We start from the raw sequence: 25,282 nt of genomic DNA on the forward strand, positions 1-25,282 counted from the left end.
GATGCGTGACGTCCTGGTCGTCTATTATTCGCGCTCGGGAACGACCGACGTGGTGGCCCGGGCGCTCGCGACCGCGCTCGGCGCCGACCTCGATCGGATCACGCCTGCGGTTTCCTATGCGGGGGCGGCGGGATTCGTGAGAGGCCTGTGGCATGCGCTCCGTCGGATCGGGCCGCCGATCCGGAAGCGCTTCGATCCGGCGCCGTTCAAGACGGTCGTCCTGTGCTCACCCGTCTGGGCCGGCCGGCTTCCCGGGCCGGTGCGGACCTACCTCCAGGAGGCCGGGGCGCCGCCGCACCTGCTCGGCGTCGCCGTCTCGGGCTCGGGGGGCGCGCAGGCCGCCTTCTTCCGGGATCTGGAGCAGATCAGCGGCTGCGCCGGCATGCCCACCCTCTCGTTGACCCAACGCCAGGTCCTGACCGGCGCGTATCGCCCGTCCCTGGACGCGTTTGCCCAGACGGCGCGTCGCGGCTTGAGCGACGCGGCCCCGGCCCGGCCCCGCGCGGACGGCAACGCGCCGGATCGGTCCGGTCCGGACGGCCTTCCGGGCGGCGGACTCATCGCCTGAAGGCGGGCAGCAGGGGAAGGAACGTGATCGCGATCTCGAGGGCGATCAGCAGGACGACCACGATCTCCAGGCGCAACGAACGGTTCGTGTGCATCAGGTCGGTGAGCGCGGTCGCCGTCGCGCCGATCACGGTGAGCTTGCGATTCAGCGTGGCCGTCCGCTCCCGCAGCTCGTACTCGTCCTCGAGGCGCGCGTAGAGGCGTTCCAGGCCGGGCTGATCCCACAGCACCTCGGGCTTCTCCTCGACCGCCACGCGCCCCGACACCCTGTGCTGGACGAGCAGCGTGCTGCCGACATGCTTCAGGACGGCCCGACGGCCGCCCGATGCGCGCCCCGTCTCGGCCAGGCGCCGCGCCAAGGGCTCGATCACGTCGAAGACAGCCGCGACCTCGATCTCGTTCTGCGCCAGCGCCGTGCTCTTGGCGAGGATGTCGGCGATGACGATCAGGCGCCCGGGCGTCAGCTGGCGGATGGCGATCCGGCCGCCGGGCACGACCTGATCGTCGTGATCCGGCCCGATCTCGATCGTGGCGGTCTCCTCTTCCGGCCGCGTCACGGGACCGCGGACGCGCGACAGCAGGCCTGCCGCCATCGCCTCCTCCTCGCTCGGGGACAGCCCGACCGTCACCACGACCCCGTAGCGGAAGACCACCGCGAAACCGCACCCGACCCGCAAGGCGAGCGGGTTGATCGCGAGCGTGTCGTTGCGTTCGAGACCCGCCGTATCGATGCGGTCGCCGAGGATCCGGGCGCGGGCGATCAGGCGTTGCGGTTCGACCGGCAGCGTGTCCTGGCTCAGCGGAACCCCCGACCGCGTCGATCCGATGCCCGGCCGCGAGAGGGACCCGGCGCCCGGTTTGATCCAACGCAAGGTGTCCCGTCGCCCCGCGCAATACGGTCCCGGGCACGGCGGCGACACGCGCGCCGGACCCGTTGAGGGAGCGGAGGATGCGCACCATCGACAATCAATCGCAGGACATCTTCCTGAACGGATTGAGTCTCCTGCTGGGCGTCGGCCTGATCGCGGCGCCCTGGTATTTCGGATTCGCGTCCGAGACCGCCGCGGCTTGGAACGCCTGGATCTTCGGCACCACGGTCGCGATCCTCGCCGTGCTGGCGCTGATGCAGACCTACGACTGGGAGGTCTACGCCATCGCGGCAGGGGGACTCTGGGTCTGCCTGGCCCCTTGGGCACTCGGCTTCCAGGAGGCCACGGTGGCGACGTGGGCGCATGTGAGCTTCGGCATCGCGCTGATCATCTCGGCGAGTTCCGAAGTCTGGCGCCTGCGCGAATCCCCGTCGGCCTACGAGGTCTGAGCCGGCGCCGCCCCCCTGGCCCGCCCCCCCGCCGTGCCGCGGCCTGCCTCGTCCTCCGGGGGGCCGCCGTTCCGACCCTCGTCGGATCCGGCCCTGGAGGCGTGGCGCCCGCGCCGATGCGCTGGAGCCCCCGTCGGGGATCGACCGTGCGGGAGCGCGGGTCCGCCCTCGGTCCGTCGAGGGCCGTGAAGCCATCGTGGTCGTGACGCTCGTAACGCTGCCGTGGCCCCTCGGGGCGCATTCGAGGCGCGGCGCGCCGGCGTTCCCCCCGCTGAGCATCGGATCCATCAGGGCGTCCCGGAGCGGTGGGCGAAGAGCTGCGCCAGGGCGCAGGAGGCCAGCCGCACCTCCGGGCTGTCGGAGCGGCTCGTCAGGATGATCGGGACACGGGCGCCGAGCAGCAGACCGGCGGCGTCGGCGCCCGCGAGATGGATCAGCTGCTTGGCGAGCATGTTGCCCGACACGAGGTCCGGCACCACGAGGATGTCGGCCTCGCCCGCGACCGGCGACACGAGGGCCTTCGCGGCGGCGGCGGCGCGGGAGATGGCGGTGTCGAAGGCCAGCGGCCCGTCGACGAGGCCGTCCGTGATCTGCCCGCGCCCGGCCATCTTGCACAGGGCCGCCGCGTCGAGGGTCGAGCCGAGCTTCGTGGAGACCGTCTCGACGGCCGAGAGGATCGCCACCTTGGGCTGCGTGATGCCGAGCGCGCGGGCGAGGTCGATGGCGTTCTGCACGATGTCGCGCTTCTCCTCCAGGCTCGGCGCGATGTTGACGGCGGCATCGGTCAGGAACAGCGGCTTGGGGTAGCTCGGCACGTCGAGGGCGTAGACGTGGCTCATGCGCCGCTCGGTCCGCAGGCCCGTCGCCCGGGCAATGGCGGCCGCCAGGATCTCGTCGGTGTGGAGCGCGCCCTTCATCAGCGCCGTCACCCGGCCGGCGCGGGCGAGGGAGACCGCCTTCTCCGCCGCGGCGTGGCTGTGGGGCGCGTCGACGATCTCGATGCCGTCGAGGACGAGGCCGGCCGCGCGCGCCGCGGCCTCGATCTTCGGCCGCGGCCCCACCAGAACCGGCACGATCAGCCCGGCCTCGCGCGCGGCGCGCGCGCCCTCGAGCGAGACCGCATCGCAGGGATGGACGACGGCCGTCAGCGCCGGGGCGAAGCGGCGCGCCGCCGCAATCATGGGTTTCCAATGCACGCCCCGCTCGTGCAGGTGGACCTCCGGCAGCAGGACGCGCGGCCGGCGCACCTTGTCGGCGGGGGCCAGCACCTCGGCCTCGCCGGTGATGACCGTCTCGCCCTGCGCATTCAGGCAGACGCAGTCGAGGCGGACCCGCTGATCGGCGGCCTCCTTGGCGCGCACGGTGACGCGCGCCGTCACCGTGTCGCCGATCCGGACCGGATGCAGGAACCGCAGGGACTGGCTGAGATAGACCGTGCCGGGCCCGGGCAGTTCGGTGCCGAGCACCGCCGAGATCAGCGACCCGCCCCAGAGCCCGTGCGCGATCACCCCGTGGAACCGGTCCGTGGCGGCATAGTCCCGATCGAGATGAGCCGGGTTCACGTCGCCGGAGGCCAGGGCGAACAGGCTGATGTCCTGCGCCTGCAGGGTGCGGGTCAGGCTGGCGGTGTCGCCCACCGCGATCTCGTCGAAGGTGCGGTTCTCGATGAAGCGGGGCGGTTCCATCGGGCCACCCGCTCAGGCTTCCAGCACGTAGGCGCCGGGCGCGTCCCCGAGCACCGCGTAGCCCGAGGCCGGTGCGCCCATCGCGGGCGGCGGGGCGGGCGGCCCCGACCGCTCGGCGAGCCAGGCGGCCCAGGCGGGCCACCAGGACCCTTCACACTGCGGCGTCTGCCCGATCCAGGTGTCGGGATCGCGGTAACGGTCGGTCGCCCGCGTGGTGCGGATCCGATGACGGGCCTGCTTCCGCCCCGGCGGCGCGACGATCCCGGCATTGTGGCCGCCGCTGGCGAGGACGAAGGTGACGTCGGTATCGGCGAGGGGGTGGATCTTGAACACCGAACGCCAGGGCGCGACGTGATCGCGCTCCGTGGCCGCCGCGAAGACCGGGACGCGGATGTCGCTGATGGAGACCGGCCGGTCTCCGGCCAGGAAACGCCCCTCCGCGAGATCGTTGTCGAGGAACAGGCCACGCAGATATTCGGCGTGCATCCGCGCCGGCAGGCGCGTCGCGTCCGCGTTCCAGGCCGTCAGGTCTGTCATCGGCTGTCGCCGCCCCAGGAGATAGTCGCGGACGATCCGGGACCAGATCAGGTCGTTCGAACGCAGGAGCTGGAAGGCGCCGGCCATCTGCCGGGCATCGAGGGTGCCCTGGCTGCGCATCAGGCTCTCCAGGAAGCTGATCTGGCTCTCGCCGATGAACAGCGTCAGCTCTCCGGCCTCGGTGAAGTCGAGCTGCGCGGCGAACAGGCTGAGTGAGGCGAGGCGCGCGTCGCCGTCCCGGCTCATCGCGGCGGCCGCGATGGCGAGCAACGTCCCGCCCAGGCAATACCCGGCCGCGTGGATCGGATGGCCGGGAACGATGGCCGAGACGGCCTCGAGGGCCGCCATCACGCCGAGCCGGCGATAATCGTCGAAGGACACGTCCCGGTCCTCCGGACCGGGATTGCGCCAGGAGATCATGAAGACGGTGTGGCCCTGGGCCGTGAGGTACCGGACCAGGGAGTTTTCGGGCGACAGATCGAGGATGTAGAACTTCGTGATCCAGGCCGGGACGATCAGCACCGGCTCCGGCCGGACCGCGGTCACGGTGGGGGCGTACTGGATCAGCTCGATCAGCCGGTTGCGGAACACGACCTTGCCGGGCGAGACCGCCACCGCGCCGCCGACCGGGAAGGCGTCGGCGCCGACCGGCTTCAGACCTTCGGCTGCGCGCTGGGCGTCCTCGGCGGCATTGAGCAGGCCCGTGACGAGGTTCGCACCGCCGGTCCGCACGGTCTCGCCTAGCACGACCGGATTGGTCCAGGGCAGGTTCGAGGGCGCGGCGGCATCGAGGACTTGGCGCGCCGCGAAGGCGACCATGGTCTCGTGGGCGCGGCACACGCCGGGCACGCCGGTCGTGGCGTTGTGCCACCATTGCTGGGTCAGCAGGAACGACTGGCAGGCGAGGCTGAAGGGCCAGATCTGCCAGGCCGGATCGTCGAAGCGGTGGTCCTGGGGCAGCGGATCGATGCACGGCGCAGCATGGCCCTGCAGGACGGCGCTCCGGGCGGCGAACTGCGCGAGGCGCACCTGCTTCCGCAGGAGCTTCATCACCAATGTGGCCTGCTTGCCGGGCGAGAAGGCCGCGTGGATGGCCCAGTCGAACCACGCCTCGGCGAGGGCCGCGGGGGAGAGGCCGGCCGTCATCCGGGCGACGGACGCGTGCACGCTCTGATCGATCGCGCGTCGGACCGGCGCCAGATCGTCCTCGTCCTCGGGGGGATCGGGCCGGGATGCCGGGCTGGGGACCTCCGGGATCGGGCGCAGACGCAACCCGGGCCGCGGCGGCTCAGCGGCCGTCTCGGCCCGGTCTCTCACCTCAGCGTCGAGCATGCACGGTCTCCTGCGACGCCGCGCAGGGTACGGCAGGCGCAGCCGCCGTCCCGTGATTCAGATCAAGGTGCGGCGGACGGCCCCCGGCCGCAGTCCCCCGAGGTCACGAGAGGGCGACCGTCTTGCGGAACCGCAGGATCGCCGCGACGACGAACACGGCGCCGATCGCGCTCACCACCACGATGCGGGTCCAGACCGCGTCGAGACCGGCGCCCCGGTAGAGGATCGCCTGCGCGAAGGCCACGAAATGGACCGTGGGGGAGGCCTGGAGGAGCGTGGCGAGCCAGGGCGGCATGCTCTCCAGCGGCGTGTTGCTCCCGGACAGCATGGCGAGCGGCAGGTAGACCAGGAGGTAGATCAGGCCGAGCTGCGGCATCGAGCGCGCGAGGGTGCCCAGGAACAGGCCGATCGCCGTCGCGAAGAACAGGTACGCCGCCGTCCCGACCAGAAACAGCGGGATGGAGCCGATGATCGGCACGTGCAGCAGGCCCCGCACGACGAGGACGAGGGACAGGCCCACGGCCACCAGGATGACGAGGCCGTTGGACCAGACCTTCGCCATGGCGATCTCGAAGGGCGTGACCGGCATCACCAGCAGGTGCTCCAACGTCCCCCGCTCGCGCTCCCGCACCACCGCCGCACCGGCCAGGATGATGGCCAGCATCGTCACGCTGTTGAGGATCCCCATCACGCTCGTGAACCACGCCGTCTCGGCATTGGGGTTGAAGGCGATGCGCGCGACGAGTGCGACCGGCGCCGGCGCCGCCCCCCCTGCGCGGCCGACGAAGCGGGCGACCTCGTCGGCCACGATCTGCTGCGCGTAGGCTGCGCCGAGGCCGGCCTGCACCATTGCGGTGGCGTCGATGTCGAGCTGGAGCCGGGCTGGCTTCAGACCGAGCAGGTCGGCTTGGAAGCGCGGCGGGATGTCGAGCACGAACGTGTGGGTGCCCGCGTTCAGCGCCGGGACGATGTCCCGTTCGGCGATGGCGACGGGCGGCTTGAAATGGGGGGGCAGGAAGGCCTGCGTGATCTGCCGGGACAGCGTCGAGCGGTCCTCGTCGACGATGGCGATCGCGGCGTTGTGCAGTTCCTGCGAGCTGCTCTGCGCCTGCGCCAGGATGGCGAGGGAGAAGCTGTAGACGACGAGGCCCAGCAGGACGTAGTCGCGCCCGAAGCTGCGCAGCTCCTTGGTCCCGAGCCAGACGATGTTCGCGAGGGTGGCCACGGCGCAGTCCCGTCCGCGATCAGGATTCCTGCCGGGGCATCGCCAGGCAGGCCGCCGCGGTCAGGACGGGGACGAATACAGCCAGGATGGCGAGGCTGCCGGCGAGGTCGGCCCAGCCGAGGCCCTTGGTGAAGGCCCCGAGGCTCACCGGCAGGTAATAGGTCATGGGGAAGCGCCGCCCCAGGATGCGCCCCAGGCCCGACAGGGAGGCCACGGGGACGAGCATCCCGGCGAACATGGTGGCGGGCAGTACGGTCAGGATGGCGGTGCCGAACAGGGCCGCGATCTGGGTCCGCGCGAAGGTCGAGACCAGCATCCCGTAGGCCGTCGTCGCCGTCACGTAGATCAGCGTGCCGACGACCAGGACCGAGGCGCTCCCCTTCAGCGGGACCCCGAAGACGAACTGGGCCAGCAGGACCATCAGCGCGAAATTGACGAGCGCCAAGCCGATATAGGGGAGCTGCTTGCCCAGCAGGAATTCCAGGCGCGTCAGGGGCGTCACGTAGAGATTGGTGATCGAGCCGAGCTCCTTCTCGCGCACCACCGCCAGCGCCATCATGATCGCCGGGATCAGGGCGAGCTGGAGGGCGATCTGCGCCGGCACCATCGCGAAGATGCTGTCGAAATCCTGGTTGTACTTGAAGCGGACCGCGATCTCGGCCTGGGGAGCCGGATCGGCCTTGGCAGGAAATCGCCGCGGATCGGACAGATAGCGCTGGTGCACCCCCGACAGGTAGCCCCGGATGGTCTGCGCGAAGAACGGCCGGGCTCCGTCGATCCAGGCCGCCACCTGCGTCGGCCGCCCGCGGGCCACGTCCCGGCCGAAGCCCGGCGGGATCTCGATCGCGGCCGCGATGTCCCCCCGGGCGAGCCGCCGCTCGAGATCGCCGAACCCCGACAGGGGCGCGGTCTCCACGAAATAGCGCGAGCCGCGCAGGTCCTCGAGATAGGCGCGGCTCGCATGGCTCCGGTCGTGATCGAGTACCGCGAAGGCGACGCTGTTCACGTCGGTGGAAATGCCGAAGCCGAAGACCAGCATCAGGAAGGTCGTGCCCAGGACCGCGAAGGCGAGGCGGACCCGGTCGCGCGCCGGTTCCAGCGCCTCGCGACGCGCGCAGGCGAGGAGCCGGCGCGGGCTGACCGGGATGATGCCGTCCGTCCGGGGGCCGGACGGGGGAAGCCGCGCCTCCGTGATCGCGGGCGTCTGCGGGGGCGCTCCGGTGCCGCCGGCTCCGGCCCGTTCGAGGAGGGCGACGAAGGCGTCCTCCAGGGTGGCGGCCCCGCAGCGCGCCACCAGTCCCGCGGGGGTGTCGATGGCCAGGACCCGCCCCGAATCCATCAGCGCGAGGCGGTCGCAGCGTTCGGCCTCGGCCATGAAGTGGGTCGACACGAAGATCGTCACGCCCTGGCGGCGCGCGAGATCGAGCAGGAGAGCCCAGAAGCGGTCGCGTGCCGGCGGATCCACCCCGGAGGTCGGCTCGTCGAGGATGAGGAGTTCGGGCCCGTGGACGACGGCCACCGCCAGGGACAGGCGCTGCCGGATGCCGAGCGGCAGGTCCTCGGCACGCTGATCGACGTGGCGGGCGAGGTCGAACTGCGCGACGAGTTCGGCCACCCGGGCGCGCCTGGCCTCGGGGCTGAGCCGGAACAGGCGGGCATGCAGGGCGAGGTTCTGCCGGACGGTCAGCTCGGCATAGAGCGAGAAGGCCTGCGACATGTAGCCGACCCGTCGGCGCGCCGCGATGCCGCCCGCGGCGACCGGCTCCCCGAACAGGAGCGCCTCGCCCTCGCTCGGTGGCAGGAGGCCGGTCAGGACCTTCATGGTCGTGGTCTTGCCGCAGCCGTTCGAGCCGACGAACCCGAAGATCTCCCCGGGCAGGATGTCGAAGCTGACGCGGTCCACCGCCGTGAAGGCGCCGAACCGCCGTGTCAGGTCGCGCGCGGTGATGATCGGCCGGTCGCGCCCGGGGGCGGCCCTGGGCGGCACCGGCGCCCGGGACGGGGGCGCGTCCGCCTGCGGCAGCAGGGCCGTGAAGGCGGCCTCGACGCCGGCCGCGCCGGTCCGCCGCCGCAGCCCCTCCGGGGAGCCCGTGGCGACCACCCGGCCGTCGTTCATGGCGACGAGCCAGTCGAAGGCCTCCGCCTCCTGCATGTAGGCCGTGGCGACCAGCACCGACATGGCCGGGCGCCGCGCCCGGATGCGCCCGATCAGCTCCCAGAACTGCCGGCGCGAAAGCGGATCGACCCCGGTGGTCGGCTCGTCGAGGATCAGCAGGTCGGGATCGTGGATCAGGGCGCAGCAGAGGCCGAGCTTCTGGCGCATGCCGCCGGACAGCTTCCCGGCCGGGCGGTCCGCGAAGGGCGCGAGCCCCGTGGCGGCCAGGAGTTCGGCGATCCGCGCGTCCCGCTCCGCCGGCTCCTGCCCGAACAGCCGGCCGAAGACGTCGACGTTCTCGCGCACGCTGAGGCTGGCGTAGAGATTGCGCCCGAGTCCCTGCGGCATGTAGGCGATCCGCGGACACGCGGCCGCCCGGTGCCGAGCCTGCGCGATGTCGCCGTCGAGCACCGTGGCGCGGCCCGCCTGAACCCGCCGGGCCCCCGCGAGAATCGCGAGCAGCGACGACTTCCCGACGCCGTCCGGCCCGATCAGGCCCACGAGCCGGCCGCCGGGGATCGCCAGCGTCACGTCGTCGAGTGCGACGGTCCGGCCGTAGCGGTGGGTGAGATGCTCGACCCGGGCGACGGTGAGATCCGGCGGCCCCATCACGCGTCTCAGGGCGCCGTGGGGATCGGCGCGGGAGCCGGTGCAGCCGGCGGCGGGCTCGGGAGGAGCGAGGCCGGCCAAGCGGCCGTCTCGTCGGTCCGCACATAGGCGATCCCGGGCAACCCGCTGCGGATGAGGCGCTCGCGTCCACGGAGGCGCTCCGGGTCGATCCGCACCCGGATCCGGAACATCAGCTTGTCGCGCTCGTCACGGGTCTCCACGGTCTTCGGCGTGAACTGCGCCTGGCTCGAGACGAAGACCACCCGCGCCGGGATGACATGCCGAGGATAGGCGTCGAGCACGATGCGCGCCTCCGCGCCGATCCGGACACGGCCCGCCTCCGGCGTCGGCAGGTAGACATCCATGCGGACGTCGGCGGCGTCGAGCATCGTGAAGACCTTGCCGCCGGCGCCCAGGACCTCGCCGACATTGGCGACGCGATACTCGATGGGCCCGTCGCGCGGCGCGACGAGGGAATTGTCGGCGATGTTGACCCGGATAAAGGCGGCGCTCTGCGTCTGGGCTTCGAGGGCGTGCCGGGCCGCGCCAACCCGCGCGGCCGCCGCCTCCCGGGCGGCCTGCGCCGCGTCGGCGTTCTTCCGCGCGACCTCCAGCGCATGTTCGCCGCCGCCGAACCGCGCCTCAGCCGCGCTCAGCGCCGCGGCCGCCTCGTCCGCCGCCTGCCGGCGCGTGTCGAGCTGCTCGGCGGACGCGTAGCCCCGCGCCGTGAGATAGGTCGAGCGGCTCAGCTCCTGCTGGGTGAGCTTCACGTGGCTCTGCCGCTCCTGGATGTTGGCGCGGGCCTCCGCGACGGCGCGCTCGGCCTGGCTGACCGCCGCCTGGGTGGCGAGAACCTGGGCCTGCTGCTGGACGAGGGTCCGCTCCGCCTCCTCCACGCCCTTCTGGGCCTGGCGGATCTGCGCCTCCGCCTGGCTCAGCTGCGCCTCCAGATCCCGCGTATCCATCACGGCGACGACCTGCCCGGCCCGCACCAGGTCGCCCTCTTCGACGAGAAGACGCGCGATACGGCCGGCGAACTTGGTCTCGATGTCGATCACGTTCGCTTCGAGCCGGCCATTCCCGGAGGCGAAGCCCGGCGGCAGCAACGGGCGGTGGGCCTTCCACCACCCGTAGCCGCCCCCGGCGAGAAGCAGCAGCACGATGGCGGCCGTGAGCCACAGGCCGCGTGATCGCCGATCCGGCCCGGCGGGGGGGCATGGCGCGGGAGACGGGACGCCGGCCCCGGGCGCGGGGACGACCTTGTCACGAAGCACCTCCGCCGTCCGGTTGCGGGCGCTGACGGAGGGCAGGACGGTGTCCACGCTCATGGGGACGCGCCCTCGATCCGTACGGCGCTGTCGGCAGGCGTGGCGGGATGCGTGGCGGGATGCGGTGCGGCGGAATCCTCCGCCCGGGCGTCGTCTGGACCCGGCAGGACCGTGCCGGTGATCGGCTCGACCCACGTCAGATGGTCGCGCAGGGCGACGACGCCCGGAACGCCGTCGACGGCGGCGCGCACCGCGCCCCTTTCCCGCTCGTCGGCGATCCAGCCGTGGAGCTCGACCGTTCCGTGCCGGACGGCGACCGCGATGGTGGCCTTCGGGATGCAGACGGCTTGGTCGAAGGCCGCGAGGATGTCCTGACGGATCTCGACATCACTGCGGTGGCCCGCAGTCCCGTCCGCGTCCAAGGCGGCGCCGAGAGCCCGGACGACATCCGCCCGGCTCACGATCCCGACGACGGCGTGCCCGCGCAGGACCGGCACCCGCTTGATCCGAGCCCGTATCAGGGTCTCGACGATCGCCTTCAGGGGCGTGTCCTCCGTCACGGTGGTCACGGGGCTGGACATCACCGCCTCGACCCGCCGGCCGTGCGCGTGGACATAATCCTCGGCGAGCCGGCCGGGGCTGCGCAGATACGCGATCCAGCGCGACATGCGGTGTTCGGTGCCGAGTTCGACCCGGCGGAGCAGATCGCCCTCCGTCACCATGCCGACGAGCGCGCCCTGCGCATCGATGACCGGCAGGCCGCTGATCTCGGCGTCGAGCATGAGATCGATCGCGCGCCGCAGGGCCGTGTCGGGGCAGACGCTGACGACGGGCGCCGACATGATCTGCCGGGCGCACAGGGGATGCAGCCTCAGGTGCGACCGGTCGCCCGCGGACGCCGACGGGGCATCGGGCCCTGGGGCCTGATCCGGAACGGGGGTGAGCGCTGGCATTCACAACCTCCCCGGCTTGGGATCGGGGCATCGATCAACCGGCATCGGCAGGGCGGCCGGCCACGGAGCAGGGTGCGCAGTCCCGCCTTCGGCCCGCCTTGCGCTGGATCAAGCCCGGTCGGACGGAGGGCCCGCCGCGGCCCGGAATCACGTCTGAGCGGGCGTGCCCCGCTCGTCCGGTTTCAGCCGCAGCACCGGTCCCGGCGAGGCCTGCCGGTCCATCACGGACTGGTCGATATCGCGCGCGGCATTCGCGTAGATCTCGAACCGCCGTTGGAGGACGGCCCGCTTGATGCGGTTCTTGCACTTGACCATGGCCGCGCGCGCCTTGTCGGCCCGCCGCCGCAGCTTGAGCGCCAGTTTCTCGTAGGATTTGTCGATGCGGGCGCCGACCCGTTCGGTCTCTTCGCTCAGGTTCGTAGCGAGATCGCGTTTCATGGCTTCACCTCTTCGCAGGTCTGCCATTCATCGCTGTCGGCGCAGCCTGGGCGTTGATCCAGCGCAACGTGCGGGCCGACGGGACGGCGCAACCGCCGGGGTAAGGCGACAGGCGGCGCCCTCCCCCGTGCGGGACCGGGGTCCCGCGCGCAGGCCGGTGCCGCAGGCTTCGGCCCGGCGGGCCGTGAAACGGCGTCAGGCCATCCGTTCGCTGCTGTGGCTCATCCGGCGCGCGACGTAATCCGTGCGGTGCCAATGCTGGCCGAAGATCAGCCATGCCAGCCCGAAGCCGACGCCGCCGGCGGCGAGCAGCGCCGCCACTGCGGCCGGATCGTGGCCGTTGGCCACCCGGCGGCTCAGCGCGTGTTCGTGCGGTCCCAGATGGATCGCCTGCCGCAGCGCTTCGGGGCTCTTCAGGATGTCCTGCAGGGCCCGTCTCACGTGTTCGCCGATGCGGCCGGCAAGCCGCTCGTCCGGATGGGCGCCCTCCCCGCCCCGGCCCTCATGCTCGACGACCTCGTGTGCGTGGCTGTCCGTCATAGCGCGTCTCCATGGCTGGCTGCGGGTTCACGGGCGATCCGGTCTGCCGCTGCCCGGCCGTTCCGTCCAGACGAGAGCGACGATGCGGTCCTCGACGGCCCGGATGCGGGGCGCGGACCCGCGGCAAACTCTGCTCGCCCCCGGCCGGCGAGCCTTGATCTAGCGCAACGGCGACCGGGCCGATGACGACGAGCCCGGCGCCGCACGCGGGCCGAGCCTTGCGATAGGTCAATGCGGGGAACCCGGATCGGTCTGTGATGCCGTCACACGCTCTACCTCTACGGCGGAGGCGGCCATGCGGTATCCTCTCGTTCTCGGATGTTCGATCGCTCTTGCGGTGGTCTCGTCGGCTCTGGTCCGGGCCGGCGACAGGCCGGATTCGATGGATGTTGCGGCCAACCGAAGCGACTACATCGCCAAGAGCGGTGCGACCGTGCCGAAACCGGACAAGATCGACGTCGACGAGAGCAGCCAGATCCAGCGGCGCACGCCGGAGCAGATCCGCGACGACGCCATCACCCGCGGCATCTGCGTCGGCTGCACTCGGTGATCCTCCGGCCGGGCGCGGACGACCCCGGCGCGGATCGGCCCAAACCGCGGCCCCGCCCCCCTCTCGCGCCGAGCCGGTCCCCTAATAGGTCGCGAACAGCCGCGCCACCGCCTCCGGCTCCGTCGTGACGGTCAGCGCCAGGGCCAGCAGGATCCTGGCCTTCTGCGGGGTGAGGTTGTCGGCGCTGAGGATGCCGCGGGTGCGCAACCGGGTGGTGAGCGGGACGACGCCGCTGCCGGCCCGGGTCGACATCACCACCACGATCCCGGCGGCAGCCGCCGCCTCCAGGGCCTCGGCCTCGGCCGGCGGGGTCATGCCCGGGGCAAGACCGGCCGCGACGAGGCCGCGCGCGCCCGCCGACAGGAAGGCCCGGACCGCGGTGCCGTCCGCGTCGGCGTAGCCATAGACGATATCGACCCGCGGCAGCGCGGGCAGGCTGCGGATGTCGAAGGGCGTGCCCGGTGCGTGCGCCCGCTCGGAGCGGCGATAGTAGCGGACGCTGTCGCCGTCGACATGGCCGAGCACGCCGAAATCCGGCGTCCGGAACGTCTGAAGCCGGGCCACCGAGGTCTTGGTCACCTCGCGCGCCGCCTGGATCTCGTCGTTGAGCACCACCAGCACGCCGCGCCCGCGGGAGGCCGGCGCCGCGGCGGTGCGGATCGCGGCCACGAGATTGAGCTTGGCATCGGTGGAGAGGGCGCTCATCGGCCGCTGCGAGCCGACCAGCACCACCGGCAGATCGATCGTCAGGGTCAGGCTCAGGGCGTAGGCGGTCTCCTCCAGGGTGGCGGTGCCGTGCCCGATGACGATTCCCGCGAGATCCGCATGCTCGGCCGCGAGGCGCTCGCACAGGCGCACGAGGTCGCGCCACTCGGCAAATCCGATCGCCGGGCTCGGGACCGCCTGGAACGGGACCGGCACCACCGTGGCGACGGTGGCGAGTTCCGGGACCGCCTCCAGGATGCCGCCGGCTTCGAGGCGCCGGTCGGTGGCGGTGTAGTCGAGGATGTCGAGGGTGTCGCGCCCGAGGGACGAGATCGTCCCGCCCGTGCCGATGAACGCGACCTTGGGCAATCCGGTCCCCGATCCTGCCGCCATGCCGTGCCTCCCGACCCTGTCCGGTCGCGCGAATGCGATGGCGGAGTGATGCCGCGTCGCGCGGCCGAGGTCGACCCCGGCCGCGCGCAGGCGGGCGATGCGTCGGGCGGGCGGCCCCCTCGGCCGGCCACGCCCGCACCGCCGGCTCAGCTCTGGAAGTCGACCAGAAGGGCCGAGAGGCTGCTGCTGTTGGTGGTGCCGTTGGCGCCATAGCCGGCGCCGACCGACTGGCTGCTCTGGAGCTGCTGCATGAAGGTCGAGAGGAGGTCGTTCGTCGACTGCGTCACCGACGTGGAGGACGAGGTCCCGCTGCCGGTGCTGCCGGAGGCGGCGCTCCCCGGCGGCGGACCGGGCGGGGGGCCGGGCGGCGGACCGTCCGGCCCGGACACGTCGCCGGTGGCGTCCGCGCTCTGAAGGCTCTGGCCGTGGCTGGAAAACAGGTTCTTCAGCTCCGTGGCCTGGTCGGTGGTGAGGCTGCCGCTGCTGACCTGATCGGCGATCAGGCCGTCGATCCGATCCTTCATGGAGGACGGGTCGAGCTTGGACCGGGTCGTGGTGCTGCCCGAGGCGGAGCTGTCCGACGACAGGCTCGAATCGATGCTGCTCAGGGCGCTGGTCAGCGCCGTCGCGTCGGTGCTGCTGATCGTGCCGGCCGACAGCGCGCTGCTGATCGTGTCGGACATCTGGGTCTTGGGCGACGGAGGCGGCGACCATCGCTGCGCGGAGAGCTGCGATGTCGCGGTGGATGAGACGGTACTCATGAGGGGGCTCGGGTCACGGATGAGCCGGATTCGCCCGGCGGCGGGTCCGTGTGCAAATTACCCACGCGAGTCTTAAGGCCGCGTTTCCGGAACCGCCCGGATCCCCGTCGCGGTGCCGGGGGCTGGGACAGCCCGGAGCCGGGCCGCGACCGGGAACCCCGATCGCTGAATTCAGAGGCTCGCGGCCATGCGCAGCGGCGGCGCCTCGGCCGGGCGCGCCGCGGCCTCGGAATGGCCGTAGAGGCCGCGGTGCTTCGGGTTGGGCGACAGCCGGTCGGTGAGGCCGATCACCGTCTCGGCGGCCCCCAGCAGGAGCGCGCCCTCCGGTGCGAGCTGCGCGGCGAGCCGCGCCAGCACGTCCGACTTCGTCGGCGCATCGAAGTAGATCAGCACGTTGCGGCAGTAGATCACGTCGAACTGGCCCAGCGAGGCGAAGCTGTGCAGCAGGTTGAGCTGGCGGTAATCCACCATGCTGCGCAGGCTCTGGGCGATCTGCCACTGCTCGCCGACCTGGGTGAAGTACTTGATCAGCCACTGCACCGGCAGGCCGCGCTGAACCTCGAAATGGCTGTAGAGCCCGAGCTTGGCCTTCTCGATCACCTCGGTGGACAGGTCGGTGGCGACGATCTCGACCTGCCAGCCGGCGAGCCGCGGCGCCGCCTCCTGGAGCAGCATGGCCAGCGAGTAGGGCTCCTGCCCGGTGGAGGCCGCCGCGCACCAGATCCGCAGCCGGCGGCGGCTGGCATTGCGCGCCAGCACGTCCGGCAGGAGCGTGTCGCGGAACAGGTCGAAGGGGATCCGGTCGCGGAAGAAGAAGGTCTCGTTCGTGGTCATGGCCTCGACCACGGCCCGCTCGATCGTTCCGTTCTGGGCGAGCTTGAGGGCGCCGATCAGGTCGCCCAGGCTCGCGAGCCCGAAGCGGCGGCAGACCGGGGTCAGCCGACTCTCCACGAGGTAACGCTTCTCCGGCGTCAGCGCGAGGCCGGAGCGCTGCTTCAGGAAGCTGCGCAGGAATTCGAACTCGAGTTCGGTCATGCCGGCTGCCCCGTGATCATGGCGCGGAGCGCCGTCGCGAGTTCGGGCAAGGGCAGCACGGCCTCGGCGAGCCCGGCCCGCGCGACGCTGCCCGGCATGCCCCAGACCGTGCTGGTGGCCTCGTCCTGGGCCAGAACCGGGCCGCCGGCCTCGGTGAGGGCCCGGGCGCCGTTGGTGCCGTCCGAGCCCATGCCGGTGAGGATCACGGTCGCGGTGGCGGCGCCGAACACGACCGCCGCGTCCTTGAACAGGACGTCGACCGCGGGGCGGCAGAAGTTCACCGGCGGGCCGTCGGTGAGCTTGATGATCGGGCCGCTGGCGGCCGCGGCCAGTCCCATGTGGCGGCCGCCCGGGGCCACGTAGATGCGGCCCGGTTCGACCCGCTCGTCGGCCTTGCCCTCGGCTGCGGGCAGCCCGGTACGGGTGGCGAGGTGTTCGGCGAAAACCGCGGTGAAGATCGGCGGCATGTGCTGGACGATCAGGACCGGCAGACGGCGCAGGGCGGCCGAGCCGATTCCCTCCAGCATCTCGCCCACCGCCCGCGGGCCGCCCGTGGAGGAGCCGATCAGCAGGGCCCGGGGCTGGGTCCGGTTGCGGACCTTCGGCCGCAGCGTGAAGGGGGTCGCGGGGCGCGCGGCGGCCGGCGCCGGATGCGCCACGACCGCGGGTGCGTGGTGCCCGACCGCAGGCCCGGCGGGGGCGTGCGGGGTGGCCGGCACATGGCCGAAGGCGGGGCGCCGGCTCCGCGCGCGGGCGGAGCCGAACACGCGGACGCGCTCGATCAGCTCGACCCGGAACGTGTCCGAGGTGGTGACGCCACGGCTGCTCTCGGGCTTGGCGATGTAGTCCACCGCCCCGAGGGCGAGGCATTTCAACGAGATGTCGGCGTTGCGCGTGGTCAGCGTCGACATCATCACGACCTGCACGCTCGGGCTCATGGCCAGCATGCGCGGCAGCGCGGTCGTGCCGTCGAGTTCCGGCATCTCGATGTCGAGCAGGACCACGTCCGGGTCGTGCTTGGCCATCAGCTCGAGGGCGATCCGGCCGTTCGAGGCCGTGCCGACGAGCTCGAATCCGGCCTCGCCGATCCAGCGGGCCACGAGGCCGCGCACCACGGCGGAATCATCGGCCACCAGAACCCGGATCGTGGTGGCGGATGCGGTCGTGCTCGGGGTGGTGGGTGTACGGAGCGGAGCAACCGCGGGACTCAGGGCCATGATGCTTGCCTCGGGTACAGGTCGCGGGTGCAGGGGCGTCGGAGCCGAATCGTGCGGTCAGGCCGCGTCGGCGACGAGACCGACCTGTTCGAGCTTGGCCGTCAGGATGTCGCGGTCGAAGGGCTTCATGATGTATTCGTCGGCCCCCGCCCGGAGGGCGCGGGCGATCGCCCCGACATCATTCTCGGTGGTGCAGAACAGGACCTTCGGCACGCCCCCGCCCTCGCTCTGGCGCAGGGCCTGGAGGAAGGCGTAGCCGTCCATGTTCGGCATGTTCCAGTCGAGCAGGATCGCGTCCGGCATGCTGGCGGCACAGGCTTCCAGGGCGGCGCTGCCATCCTCGGCCTCGCTGACGTTCATGCCGAGATCCTCGATGATCCGCCGGGCGACCTTCCGGATCACCGCGGAATCGTCCACCACCAGGCAGGTGGTCTCGTGGGGCGCCTTCATCGACCTCTCCCTCAAGCCGCCTTGGCGCCGGCGGGCGTGAAGCCGAGGAGCGCGTCCACGTCGAGGATCACCAGGAGCCGCCCGTCGAGGCGATGGACGCAGGTGGCGAGATCGCGGAAGCGCGGATCCAGGTTGATCGGCACCGCCTCGCGGCTGTCGGCCCCGAGCTTCAGCACCTCGCCGACGCCGTCGACCACCAGCGCGAAGGTCTCGCCGGCCTGCTCCAGGCCGATCGCCATCTTCGGGCTGGCCTTGGTGCCGTCCGCCTGGGCCTCCGCGTCGGGCAGGCCCAGCCGCCGGCGCAGGCTCATGGCCGTCACCACGCGGCCGCGCAGGTTCAAGAGGCCGACGATCTCGGCCGGCGCCAGGGGAACCGGCGTCACGCCCGAGGGGACGAAGACGTCGTGCACCCGCTCGATCGCCAGACCGAACAGCGTCTCGCCGACATAGACCGTGACGAAGTCGTCGGTGGCGCCGGTCTCGACGCCGTTGGTGGTGGCGCCGCTGGTGTTGGCGTTGGCAGCCTGCATCGGAACTCTCCGGATTCGATCGTCTCGATCGTCTCGATCGTTTTGGGGCGGGCGGCGTGCAGGCTCAGGCGGCTTTCGACACCGTGGCGGCGCCGATCTCGGCCAGCGCCGAGATCAGGCCGCTGCGGTCGAACTTCGCCACGAGGTCGCTGATCGCCAGGGCCCGGGCGCGCTCAACCGCATCGGCGCCGATCGCGCCGCTGAGGCCGATCACCGGGAGCCCGGCGAGGCGCGGCTCAGCCCGGCGCATGGCGGCGACGAGGTCGAAGCCGCTGCGGCCCGGCATCTCCAGATCGGTGACCACGACCTCGATCTGCGGATCGGCCTGGAGGGCCGCCAGCGCCGCGTCCGCGCTCGCCGCGGTGACCACCTGGTAGCCCGCCGCCTTCAGCACCGGGCTCAGCATGTCGCGGAAGAAGGCCGAGTCGTCGACCAGCAGGATCGTGGAGATCTGCTCGGGCCGCTTCAGGCCGCGCGCCCAGTCGTCGTAGGCCAGCGGCAGGAAGTGGGCGATGTTGATGATGTCGGTCGCCCGGCCCCGCAGCACCGCCGAGCCGATCAGGTCCGACCGGTCGGCCGCGATCTCGATGTCGAGGCGCTCCTCGACGATGTCGACGATCTCGTCGACCACGAGGCCCATGGCGCGCTCGCCGTCGGAGAACACCACCAGGGCCTGCGTCCCCTCCGACTTGATGGTGATCGCCGCGTCGGCCGGGACCAGGGGCATCAGGCGCCCGCGATACTGGATCAGCGCGCGGCCGCCGAGCCACTCGACCTTGGCGCACTCGATCTCCTCGAGGCGGGTGACCAGCGACAGCGGCACCGCCTTGAAGCTGCCCTGGCCGCCCTTGAACACCAGGAGCGTGGTCTTGGTGTCGGCCATCTCCACCGCCTCGTCGGCGTCGGCGTCGATGTGGCCGCCGCTGCCCTGGACGCCCTGCGCCACCTGGCGGGCCACGCCGTTGGGATCGACGATCAGCACCACGGCGCCGTCGCCGAGGATCGTGTTACCGGCAAACATCGGGATGTGCCGCAGCTTCACCGACATCGGCTTCACGACGATCTCCTCCGTGTGGAAGACCTCGTCGACGAGGATGCCGAAGCGCTCGCGCCCGACCTGAGCGACCACCACGAAGCCGGCCTGCTCCGCCTCCCCGCCCGGGCTCGACTGGCCGAGCAGGCCGGTGAGCGAGACGATCGGCAGGAGCCGCTCGCGCAGGCGCAGCACCGGCGCGCCGTTGATGTGCTCGACCCGCTGCGCCCCGGCATCGACCCGCACCAGCTCCAGCACCGCCACCTGCGGCAGGGCGAAGCGGTGCTCGCCGGCCCGCACGATCAGCGCGGCGACGATGGCCAGCGTCAGCGGGATCTTGATGGTGAAGGTCGTGCCGCGCCCCGCCGTCGTGGCGATGTCGATCAGGCCGCCGATGGTCTCGATGTTGGTCTTGACCACGTCCATGCCGACGCCGCGGCCCGAGACCGAGGTCACCGCCGCCGCCGTCGAGAAGCCGGCGTGGAAGATGAACTTGGCGACCTGGGCGTCGGTCATCCGCTCGACATCGGCCTGGGAGGCGAGGCCGCGCTGCACCGCCTTCTGCCGGATCGCCGCGAGGTTCAGGCCCTTGCCGTCGTCGGCGATCTCGATCGTGATCGTGCCGCCCTCGTGGTAGGCGGCGAGCCGGATCGTGCCGCGGGCGGGCTTGCCCGCCGCCACGCGCTCGGCGGTCGATTCGAGGCCGTGATCGGCCGAGTTGCGGACCATGTGGGTCAGCGGGTCCTTGATGACCTCAAGGACCTGCCGGTCGAGCTCGGTCTCGTTGCCGACCATCACGAGGTCGATCTGCTTGCCGAGTTCCGCCGAGAGGTCGCGCACCACGCGCGGCAGCTTCTGCCACGCGTTGCCGATCGGCTGCATGCGCGTCTTCATGACGCCTTCCTGCAGCTCGGCCGTGACGTGCGACAGGCGCTGCAGCGGGACCTTGTAGCTCGAATCCTCGTGGCGGCGGGCGATCTCCAGGAGCTGGTTGCGGGTCAGCACCAGCTCCGAGACCATGGTCATCAGGTGCTCGAGCGTGTCGACGTTCACCCGGATCGTCTGGTTCTTGGCGGCGGCGGTCGTCTCACCCTCGGCGCCCTCGGCCTTCTCGGCGCGGGCCGGCTCGGGCTTCTCGGCCTCGACCAGCTCGACCCTGGTCTCGGCCTTCGGCGGCGCGCTCGCCGCGGGGGCCGCGGGCGTCGGGGCCGGCGCGGCGGCAAGGGGGGCCGGCGGCGGGAGGAAATCCGATTCGTCGGGACCCGGGGCCGACAGGAAGGCGGCTTCCAGCTCGTCCAGGGTGACCTCGCCGGGCTTCAGCTCGCGGACCACCGGATCGGGCAGCACCGGCTCGGGCGGCGGCGGAGCGACGGCCTGCGGCTCGGGCGCGCCCTCGGCCATGCGCTCCAGGGCGGAGATGAGGTCGTCATCCGAGCCTGAGGGCTCGGTGCCGGTGGCTTCCAGATCGGCCAGGATCGCCTTGAGCCGGTCCAGCGTCAGCAGGATCAGGGTGACGGAATCCGACGTGGCGGGCAGCCCGTCGCGGAAGCGGCCCATCAGGGTTTCCGCAGCATGCGCCAGGGCTTCGAGCCGCGGAAGGCCGAGGAATCCGCAGGTTCCCTTAATCGTGTGCACGAGACGGAAGATGTTTCGCAGAATAGTCTCGTTGTTCGGATCCTGCTCGAATCGAACAAGTTCTGCATCAACCGTGTCGAGATGCTCCCCGCTCTCGGTCAAAAACTCGCGAAGCAGGTCGTCCATAGGCGCTACTCGTTACGCGGAGAAGGTCTCGCGCAACCTACTTACTCGCGCGGGGTTAGGGAAGCGTTTCCATCCCGGCCCCGCGTCTCGGTTTTTCAGAATTTCACGCCAGGGCCGTGTCCGAAGCCTCGCCGTCGGGGTCTTCGGGCGCTCCGATCACTGCGGGGCTCGCGGCGGGCGTGGCGGTGATAGTCACTTCATCACCCTCGATGGCGAATCGCACATCCATGGCGGCGGCCCGCGCCACGAGGCCCGCGTAGAACGGCAGGATGCCGTGCGCGTCGACGGTGCCGCTCTCGGGGCGGCCGGCCATCAGCTCCTCCACGTGGGGCGGGATGCGGGCATGCGAGCCCTTGGCCTTGAGCACCAGCGTGGGCGCCTCGGCATCGCCGGAGACGACGACGTCGATCACGCCGCCCCGGGGAATCGCCGAGGTGGCGACCATCACGAGGTTGAGGAGGAGCTTGACCTTGTTCTTCGGGAAGAGGGCCTGGGGGGCGCTCCAGGTCAGCTTGGTCTTCTCGTCGGAGAACATGCCCTTGGCCACGCCCTCGGCGTCGGCGAGGTCGATCGAGGCGCCGGCCGAGCCCGCGGCCCCGAAGGCGATGCGGGCGAATTTCAGCCGCGCCGAGGCCTGCCGGGCGCTCTTGCCGATCAGCTCCAGGGCGAAGGTCCGCATCGATTCGTCCTGGTCGTCCTCCAGGACCTCGAGCCCGTTCACGATCGCGCCGACGGGGCTGATCACGTCGTGGCAGACGCGGGAGCAGAGCAGGGCGGCGAGGTCGAGGCCGTCGAGATGCAGGGTGGGCGAGGTCGGGGAGGACATGGTGCGCTCCGGGCGGGCGGATCTGAGGTGCGGACGTCTGCGGGTCGGGGCCCCGATCGAGGCTGCCGGGTTCCGGCCGCCCGGCTCCCGGGCGCCCAGTCCTCGGCCGCCCCTGTGGCGATCGAGTCGCCCGAGGGGGTCCCGCACGGCCTGCAGGTCGGACCGGGGGCGACGACCGGTCCGCACGGATAGACGCCACGGTCAGCTTTGAAAAGCGTTACCGGATCGGACGGAGGGCGGGGCGGCCCCCGATTCCGGATCCGCATAGCCCAGGATCCGCCCAGCCCAGGATCCGCGCGTCCCTGCGCGCGGGGCCGGACACGGGCGGCCCGGTCGGTTACGATGCCCGCCCCGTCGCGCCAGGGAGGATGCGGCATGAGAGACGAGACCGGTCTCCGGAACGGATCGGCCACGACGCTGCGCGCGAGCCTGAGCCCCCGGCTCGGCCTCGCCGATCCGGACGCCGCGCAGGCCCGGCTCGCCGAGATCGCGCCGGCCCTTCCGGCCGGTTTCCTGACGCCGCCGTGCCGGGACCTGCTCCTCGGCCTCGCGGACCACTCGCCCTTCCTCTGGCGGGCGGCCACCCGGTCGCCGGACCGGCTCGTCGCCCTGCTGGAACAGGCGCCGGACGCGGCCAGCCGGGACATCATCGCCCGGCAGCGCGCGGTCGGCGCGTCCTGCGGGGCGAACCCCGACCTCGCCGAGGTCGGCCGGCGGCTGCGCGCCAACCGGGAGGAACATGCCCTCCTGGTCGCGCTGGCCGATCTCGGCGGCTGCTGGGATCTCGACGCGGTGACCCAGGCCCTGTCGGCCTTCGCGGACGCCTCGGTGAGCGGGGCGGTCGAGGCGCTGCTCCGGCAGGGGATGGCGGCCGGGCGGTTCCGGCCCGCGGATCCGGAGGCGCCGCAGGACGGGTCCGGCCTGATCGTCCTCGGCCTGGGCAAGCTCGGCGGCTGCGAGCTGAACTATTCGAGCGACATCGACCTCGTCGTCTTCTACGAGGCCGGCTCCGCCGCCGCGGCCACCGGCGGCGATCCGAAGCCCTTCTTCGTCAAGCTGGCGCAGGGGCTGGTGAAGCTCCTGGCCGACCGGACCGCGGACGGCTACGTCCACCGCATCGACTACCGGCTGCGGCCGGACCCGGGCTCCACCGCGGTGGCGCTCTCCACCGGCTTCGCCTTCGACTACTACCAGACGCTCGGCCAGAACTGGGAGCGCGCGGCCTTCATCAAGGCCCGACCGATCGCCGGCGACATCCCGGCCGGCGAAGCGTTCCTCGCGGAACTGGCGCCGTTCATCTGGCGCCGGCACTTCGACTTCCCGGCCATCGCCGAGATCCACGCCCTGAAGCGCCAGATCCACATGGTCCGCGGCCACGAGACCATCGCGGTCGGCGGCCACGACATCAAGATCGGCCGCGGCGGCATCCGGGAGATCGAGTTCTTCGTCCAGACCCAGCAGCTCGTCTTCGGCGGCCGCAAGCCCGCCCTGCGGGGGCGTCGTACGGTCGCGATGCTGGCCGAACTCGTCGCGCAGGGCTGGATCGACGGGCAGGCCCGGGACGAGCTGCGTGCGGCCTACACGTTCCTGCGCACCCTGGAGCACCGGATCCAGATGATCCGGGACGAGCAGACCCAGCGCCTGCCCACCGGGACCGAGGCGCTGACCGCGCTGGCGCTGTTCGCGGGCTTTTCCGACCTGGCGGCCTTCGAGGCGGCGCTGCTCCACCACGCCGGCCGGGTCCAGGCGCATTACGCCCTGCTGTTCGAGGCCGGGCCGGAGGCGGGCGGGGACGGGCCCCCCCTGGTCTTCGGCGCGAGCGAGCCGGAGCCCGCGACCCTGGCGCGGCTCGGCGCCTTCGGGTTCCGGGATCCGCCCCTGGCCTGGGAGACCGTGCAGGGCTGGCATCTCGGGCGCCGCCCGGCCCTGCGGACCGGCCGGGCCCGGGAGATCCTCGCCGAGGTGCTCCCGGCGCTGCTGCGGGCGCTCGGCGGAACCGCCGATCCGGACGCGGCGCTCCTCGCCCTCGACCGGGCCTTCGCGCGGATGCCCGCGGTGGCGGAACTCCTCGCCATCCTGCGCTCGCACGAGCGCCTGCGCCTCCTGTTCGCCGACATCCTGGGGACGGCACCCCGCCTCGCCGACACGGTGGGCCTGAGCCCGCACGTCCTCGACACCGTGCTCGACGCAGATTTCGTGACGCCGACCACCGATACCGATCAGGTCCGCGCGCAGTACCGGGCGCTCCTGGGACAGCCGGCGAGCCACGAGGAGAGCCTCGACCGCTGCCGGGACGCCACGCGGCAGATGACCTTCGTCACCGGCGCCCGCCTCCTGTCGGGCATCCTCACGCCGCGCCAGGCCGGGGAGGCCTACGCGGCGATCGCCGACGCGACGGTGGCGCTGAGCCTGGAGGCGGAGGAGCGCCGGTTCGCCCTGGACCACGGCACGCTGCCCAAGGGACGCTGCTGCATCCTGGCGCTGGGCCGCCTCGGATCCCGGCAGCTCAGCGCGGAATCCGACCTCGACCTCGTCTTCCTCTACGATTTCGACCCGGAGAATCGCACCAGCGACGGCCGGCGCCCCCTCGACGCCGTGGTGGCCTACAACCGGCTGGCGCAACGCGTGTTCGCGGCGCTCACCACGGCCACGCGGCGGGGGCGGCTCTACGCGGTCGACCTGCGGCTGCGGCCCTACGGCAGCCACAGCCCGCCCGCCGTGCAGCTCAGCGGCTTCGCGGCCTATCACGGCGGCGAGGCGGAACTCTGGGAGCACATGGCGCTCGCCCGCGCCCGGGTCGTGGCCGGCGACGCCACCCTGGCGGCCGACGTCACGGCCGCGATCGCCCGGGTGCTCCGGCAACCGCGCGAAACCGCCGCCGTCTGCGCCGAGGCGGGCGCGATGCGGGCCCTGGTCGCCCGGGAGCGGGGCCATGCCGGCCCCTTCGACCTGAAGCTCGCACCGGGCGCGCTGTTCGACCTCGACTTCCTGGCCCAGGCCCTCGTGCTGAGCCGGGCCCGCGACTGGCCCGGCTGCATCGGCCTCGGCGCGGAGGCGCTGTTCCGGGAGGCGGCGGCGCGCGGCCTCCTGCCCGCGGCAACGGGCGAGGCCCTCGCCGAGACCTACGGGTTCCTCGACGCCGTCTATCAGTGGCAGCGGCTCGTGATGACCGATCCCGCCGCGGAGCCCTCCGAGACCGCGGCCCGGCAGATCGCCAAAGCCGTGGGCCTTCCGGACGCCCGCAGCCTCGCGGCGGAGCTGCGCCGCCACCGGCGCCGGAGCCAGGCCCTGCTGGCGCGGATCCGGCGGACTTTGCGGATGCCGGGCGCCGCGGATGTCCCGCCGGAGCACGGCTGACGGGGCCGTCCCGGCCCGACAGGCCGGCCGCACACCC

21 protein-coding genes are annotated in these 25,282 nt (G+C 72.2%); 4 read left to right on the forward strand and 17 right to left on the reverse strand.

Annotated features, from left to right (window positions below; all coding sequences use genetic code 11):
* Position 1: 1 nt before the first annotated feature.
* On the forward strand, positions 2 to 568 hold the full coding sequence (locus MCBMB27_RS17170; RefSeq protein WP_075380915.1) for a flavodoxin family protein: 567 nt from the start codon (positions 2 to 4) through the stop codon (positions 566 to 568).
* On the opposite strand, the gene MCBMB27_RS17175 is transcribed toward MCBMB27_RS17170, so the two are convergent.
* On the reverse strand, positions 558 to 1,439 hold the full coding sequence (locus tag MCBMB27_RS17175; protein WP_403091468.1) for an RMD1 family protein: 882 nt from the start codon (positions 1,437 to 1,439) through the stop codon (positions 558 to 560). The genes MCBMB27_RS17170 and MCBMB27_RS17175 overlap by 11 nt on opposite strands.
* Positions 1,440 to 1,516: 77 nt before the next feature.
* Here MCBMB27_RS17175 and MCBMB27_RS17180 point away from each other — a divergent pair, with 77 nt between their 5' ends.
* A complete protein-coding gene (locus tag MCBMB27_RS17180; protein WP_043759318.1) occupies positions 1,517 to 1,885 on the forward strand; it encodes an SPW repeat protein in 369 nt (122 codons plus the stop codon).
* Positions 1,886 to 2,172: 287 nt separating this feature from the next.
* Here MCBMB27_RS17180 and MCBMB27_RS17185 read toward each other — a convergent pair whose 3' ends face one another.
* The 8 genes from MCBMB27_RS17185 to MCBMB27_RS17220 form a co-directional block, all read right to left on the reverse strand.
* Positions 2,173 to 3,570 (reverse strand): bifunctional enoyl-CoA hydratase/phosphate acetyltransferase, encoded by a 1,398-nt coding sequence (locus MCBMB27_RS17185; RefSeq protein ID WP_075380916.1) that lies wholly within the window; start codon positions 3,568 to 3,570, stop codon positions 2,173 to 2,175.
* A gap of 12 nt (positions 3,571 to 3,582) precedes the next feature.
* A complete protein-coding gene (locus tag MCBMB27_RS17190; RefSeq protein ID WP_083683590.1) occupies positions 3,583 to 5,439 on the reverse strand; it encodes a PHA/PHB synthase family protein in 1,857 nt (618 codons plus the stop codon).
* Positions 5,440 to 5,542: 103 nt separating this feature from the next.
* Positions 5,543 to 6,664 (reverse strand): ABC transporter permease, encoded by a 1,122-nt coding sequence (locus MCBMB27_RS17195; RefSeq protein ID WP_053610280.1) that lies wholly within the window; start codon positions 6,662 to 6,664, stop codon positions 5,543 to 5,545.
* 19 nt (positions 6,665 to 6,683) lie between these two features.
* Complete coding sequence (rbbA, locus tag MCBMB27_RS17200; RefSeq protein ID WP_075382005.1) at positions 6,684 to 9,428, reverse strand: ribosome-associated ATPase/putative transporter RbbA; 2,745 nt, start codon at positions 9,426 to 9,428, stop codon at positions 6,684 to 6,686.
* A gap of 8 nt (positions 9,429 to 9,436) precedes the next feature.
* Positions 9,437 to 10,756: an HlyD family secretion protein gene (locus MCBMB27_RS17205; RefSeq protein ID WP_075380917.1), complete on the reverse strand. Its 1,320-nt coding sequence runs from the start codon at positions 10,754 to 10,756 to the stop codon at positions 9,437 to 9,439.
* Positions 10,753 to 11,649, reverse strand: a complete 897-nt coding sequence (locus MCBMB27_RS17210; protein ID WP_075380918.1) for a CBS domain-containing protein — start codon at positions 11,647 to 11,649, stop codon at positions 10,753 to 10,755. The genes MCBMB27_RS17205 and MCBMB27_RS17210 overlap by 4 nt, the downstream gene beginning before the upstream one ends.
* A 147-nt stretch (positions 11,650 to 11,796) precedes the next feature.
* On the reverse strand, positions 11,797 to 12,114 hold the full coding sequence (locus MCBMB27_RS17215; protein ID WP_124262963.1) for a hypothetical protein: 318 nt from the start codon (positions 12,112 to 12,114) through the stop codon (positions 11,797 to 11,799).
* 168 nt (positions 12,115 to 12,282) lie between these two features.
* Entirely contained in the window at positions 12,283 to 12,627 is a 345-nt protein-coding gene (locus tag MCBMB27_RS17220) for a hypothetical protein (RefSeq protein ID WP_043759339.1), read from the reverse strand.
* 295 nt (positions 12,628 to 12,922) lie between these two features.
* Between MCBMB27_RS17220 and MCBMB27_RS17225 the strand changes: the two genes are divergently transcribed.
* Complete coding sequence (locus MCBMB27_RS17225) at positions 12,923 to 13,177, forward strand: hypothetical protein (protein WP_043386906.1); 255 nt, start codon at positions 12,923 to 12,925, stop codon at positions 13,175 to 13,177.
* A gap of 81 nt (positions 13,178 to 13,258) precedes the next feature.
* Here MCBMB27_RS17225 and MCBMB27_RS17230 read toward each other — a convergent pair whose 3' ends face one another.
* The 8 genes from MCBMB27_RS17230 to chpT form a co-directional block, all read right to left on the reverse strand.
* On the reverse strand, positions 13,259 to 14,275 hold the full coding sequence (locus tag MCBMB27_RS17230; protein ID WP_043386909.1) for an asparaginase: 1,017 nt from the start codon (positions 14,273 to 14,275) through the stop codon (positions 13,259 to 13,261).
* A gap of 146 nt (positions 14,276 to 14,421) precedes the next feature.
* Positions 14,422 to 15,036 carry a hypothetical protein gene (locus MCBMB27_RS17235; RefSeq protein ID WP_075380919.1) on the reverse strand — a complete coding sequence of 205 codons (615 nt, stop codon included), beginning with the start codon at positions 15,034 to 15,036 and terminating at the stop codon, positions 14,422 to 14,424.
* A 171-nt stretch (positions 15,037 to 15,207) separates the two neighbouring features.
* Positions 15,208 to 16,071, reverse strand: a complete 864-nt coding sequence (locus tag MCBMB27_RS17240) for a CheR family methyltransferase (protein ID WP_043386914.1) — start codon at positions 16,069 to 16,071, stop codon at positions 15,208 to 15,210.
* Positions 16,068 to 17,288, reverse strand: a complete 1,221-nt coding sequence (gene cheB / locus MCBMB27_RS17245) for a chemotaxis-specific protein-glutamate methyltransferase CheB (protein WP_053610567.1) — start codon at positions 17,286 to 17,288, stop codon at positions 16,068 to 16,070. The genes MCBMB27_RS17240 and cheB overlap by 4 nt, the downstream gene beginning before the upstream one ends.
* A gap of 57 nt (positions 17,289 to 17,345) precedes the next feature.
* Positions 17,346 to 17,738 (reverse strand): response regulator, encoded by a 393-nt coding sequence (locus MCBMB27_RS17250; RefSeq protein WP_043352407.1) that lies wholly within the window; start codon positions 17,736 to 17,738, stop codon positions 17,346 to 17,348.
* Positions 17,739 to 17,749: 11 nt separating this feature from the next.
* Positions 17,750 to 18,268, reverse strand: coding sequence for a chemotaxis protein CheW (locus MCBMB27_RS17255; protein ID WP_043386919.1), 519 nt, complete (start codon positions 18,266 to 18,268; stop codon positions 17,750 to 17,752).
* A gap of 64 nt (positions 18,269 to 18,332) precedes the next feature.
* Complete coding sequence (locus MCBMB27_RS17260) at positions 18,333 to 21,062, reverse strand: hybrid sensor histidine kinase/response regulator (RefSeq protein ID WP_075380920.1); 2,730 nt, start codon at positions 21,060 to 21,062, stop codon at positions 18,333 to 18,335.
* A gap of 103 nt (positions 21,063 to 21,165) precedes the next feature.
* Positions 21,166 to 21,888: a histidine phosphotransferase ChpT gene (gene chpT / locus MCBMB27_RS17265; protein WP_043352403.1), complete on the reverse strand. Its 723-nt coding sequence runs from the start codon at positions 21,886 to 21,888 to the stop codon at positions 21,166 to 21,168.
* 375 nt (positions 21,889 to 22,263) lie between these two features.
* Between chpT and MCBMB27_RS17270 the strand changes: the two genes are divergently transcribed.
* A complete protein-coding gene (locus tag MCBMB27_RS17270; RefSeq protein ID WP_075380921.1) occupies positions 22,264 to 25,245 on the forward strand; it encodes a bifunctional [glutamine synthetase] adenylyltransferase/[glutamine synthetase]-adenylyl-L-tyrosine phosphorylase in 2,982 nt (993 codons plus the stop codon).
* Positions 25,246 to 25,282 lie beyond the last annotated feature (37 nt).

The organism is Methylobacterium phyllosphaerae (assembly GCF_001936175.1).
GTDB classification, from domain to species: domain Bacteria; phylum Pseudomonadota; class Alphaproteobacteria; order Rhizobiales; family Beijerinckiaceae; genus Methylobacterium; species Methylobacterium fujisawaense.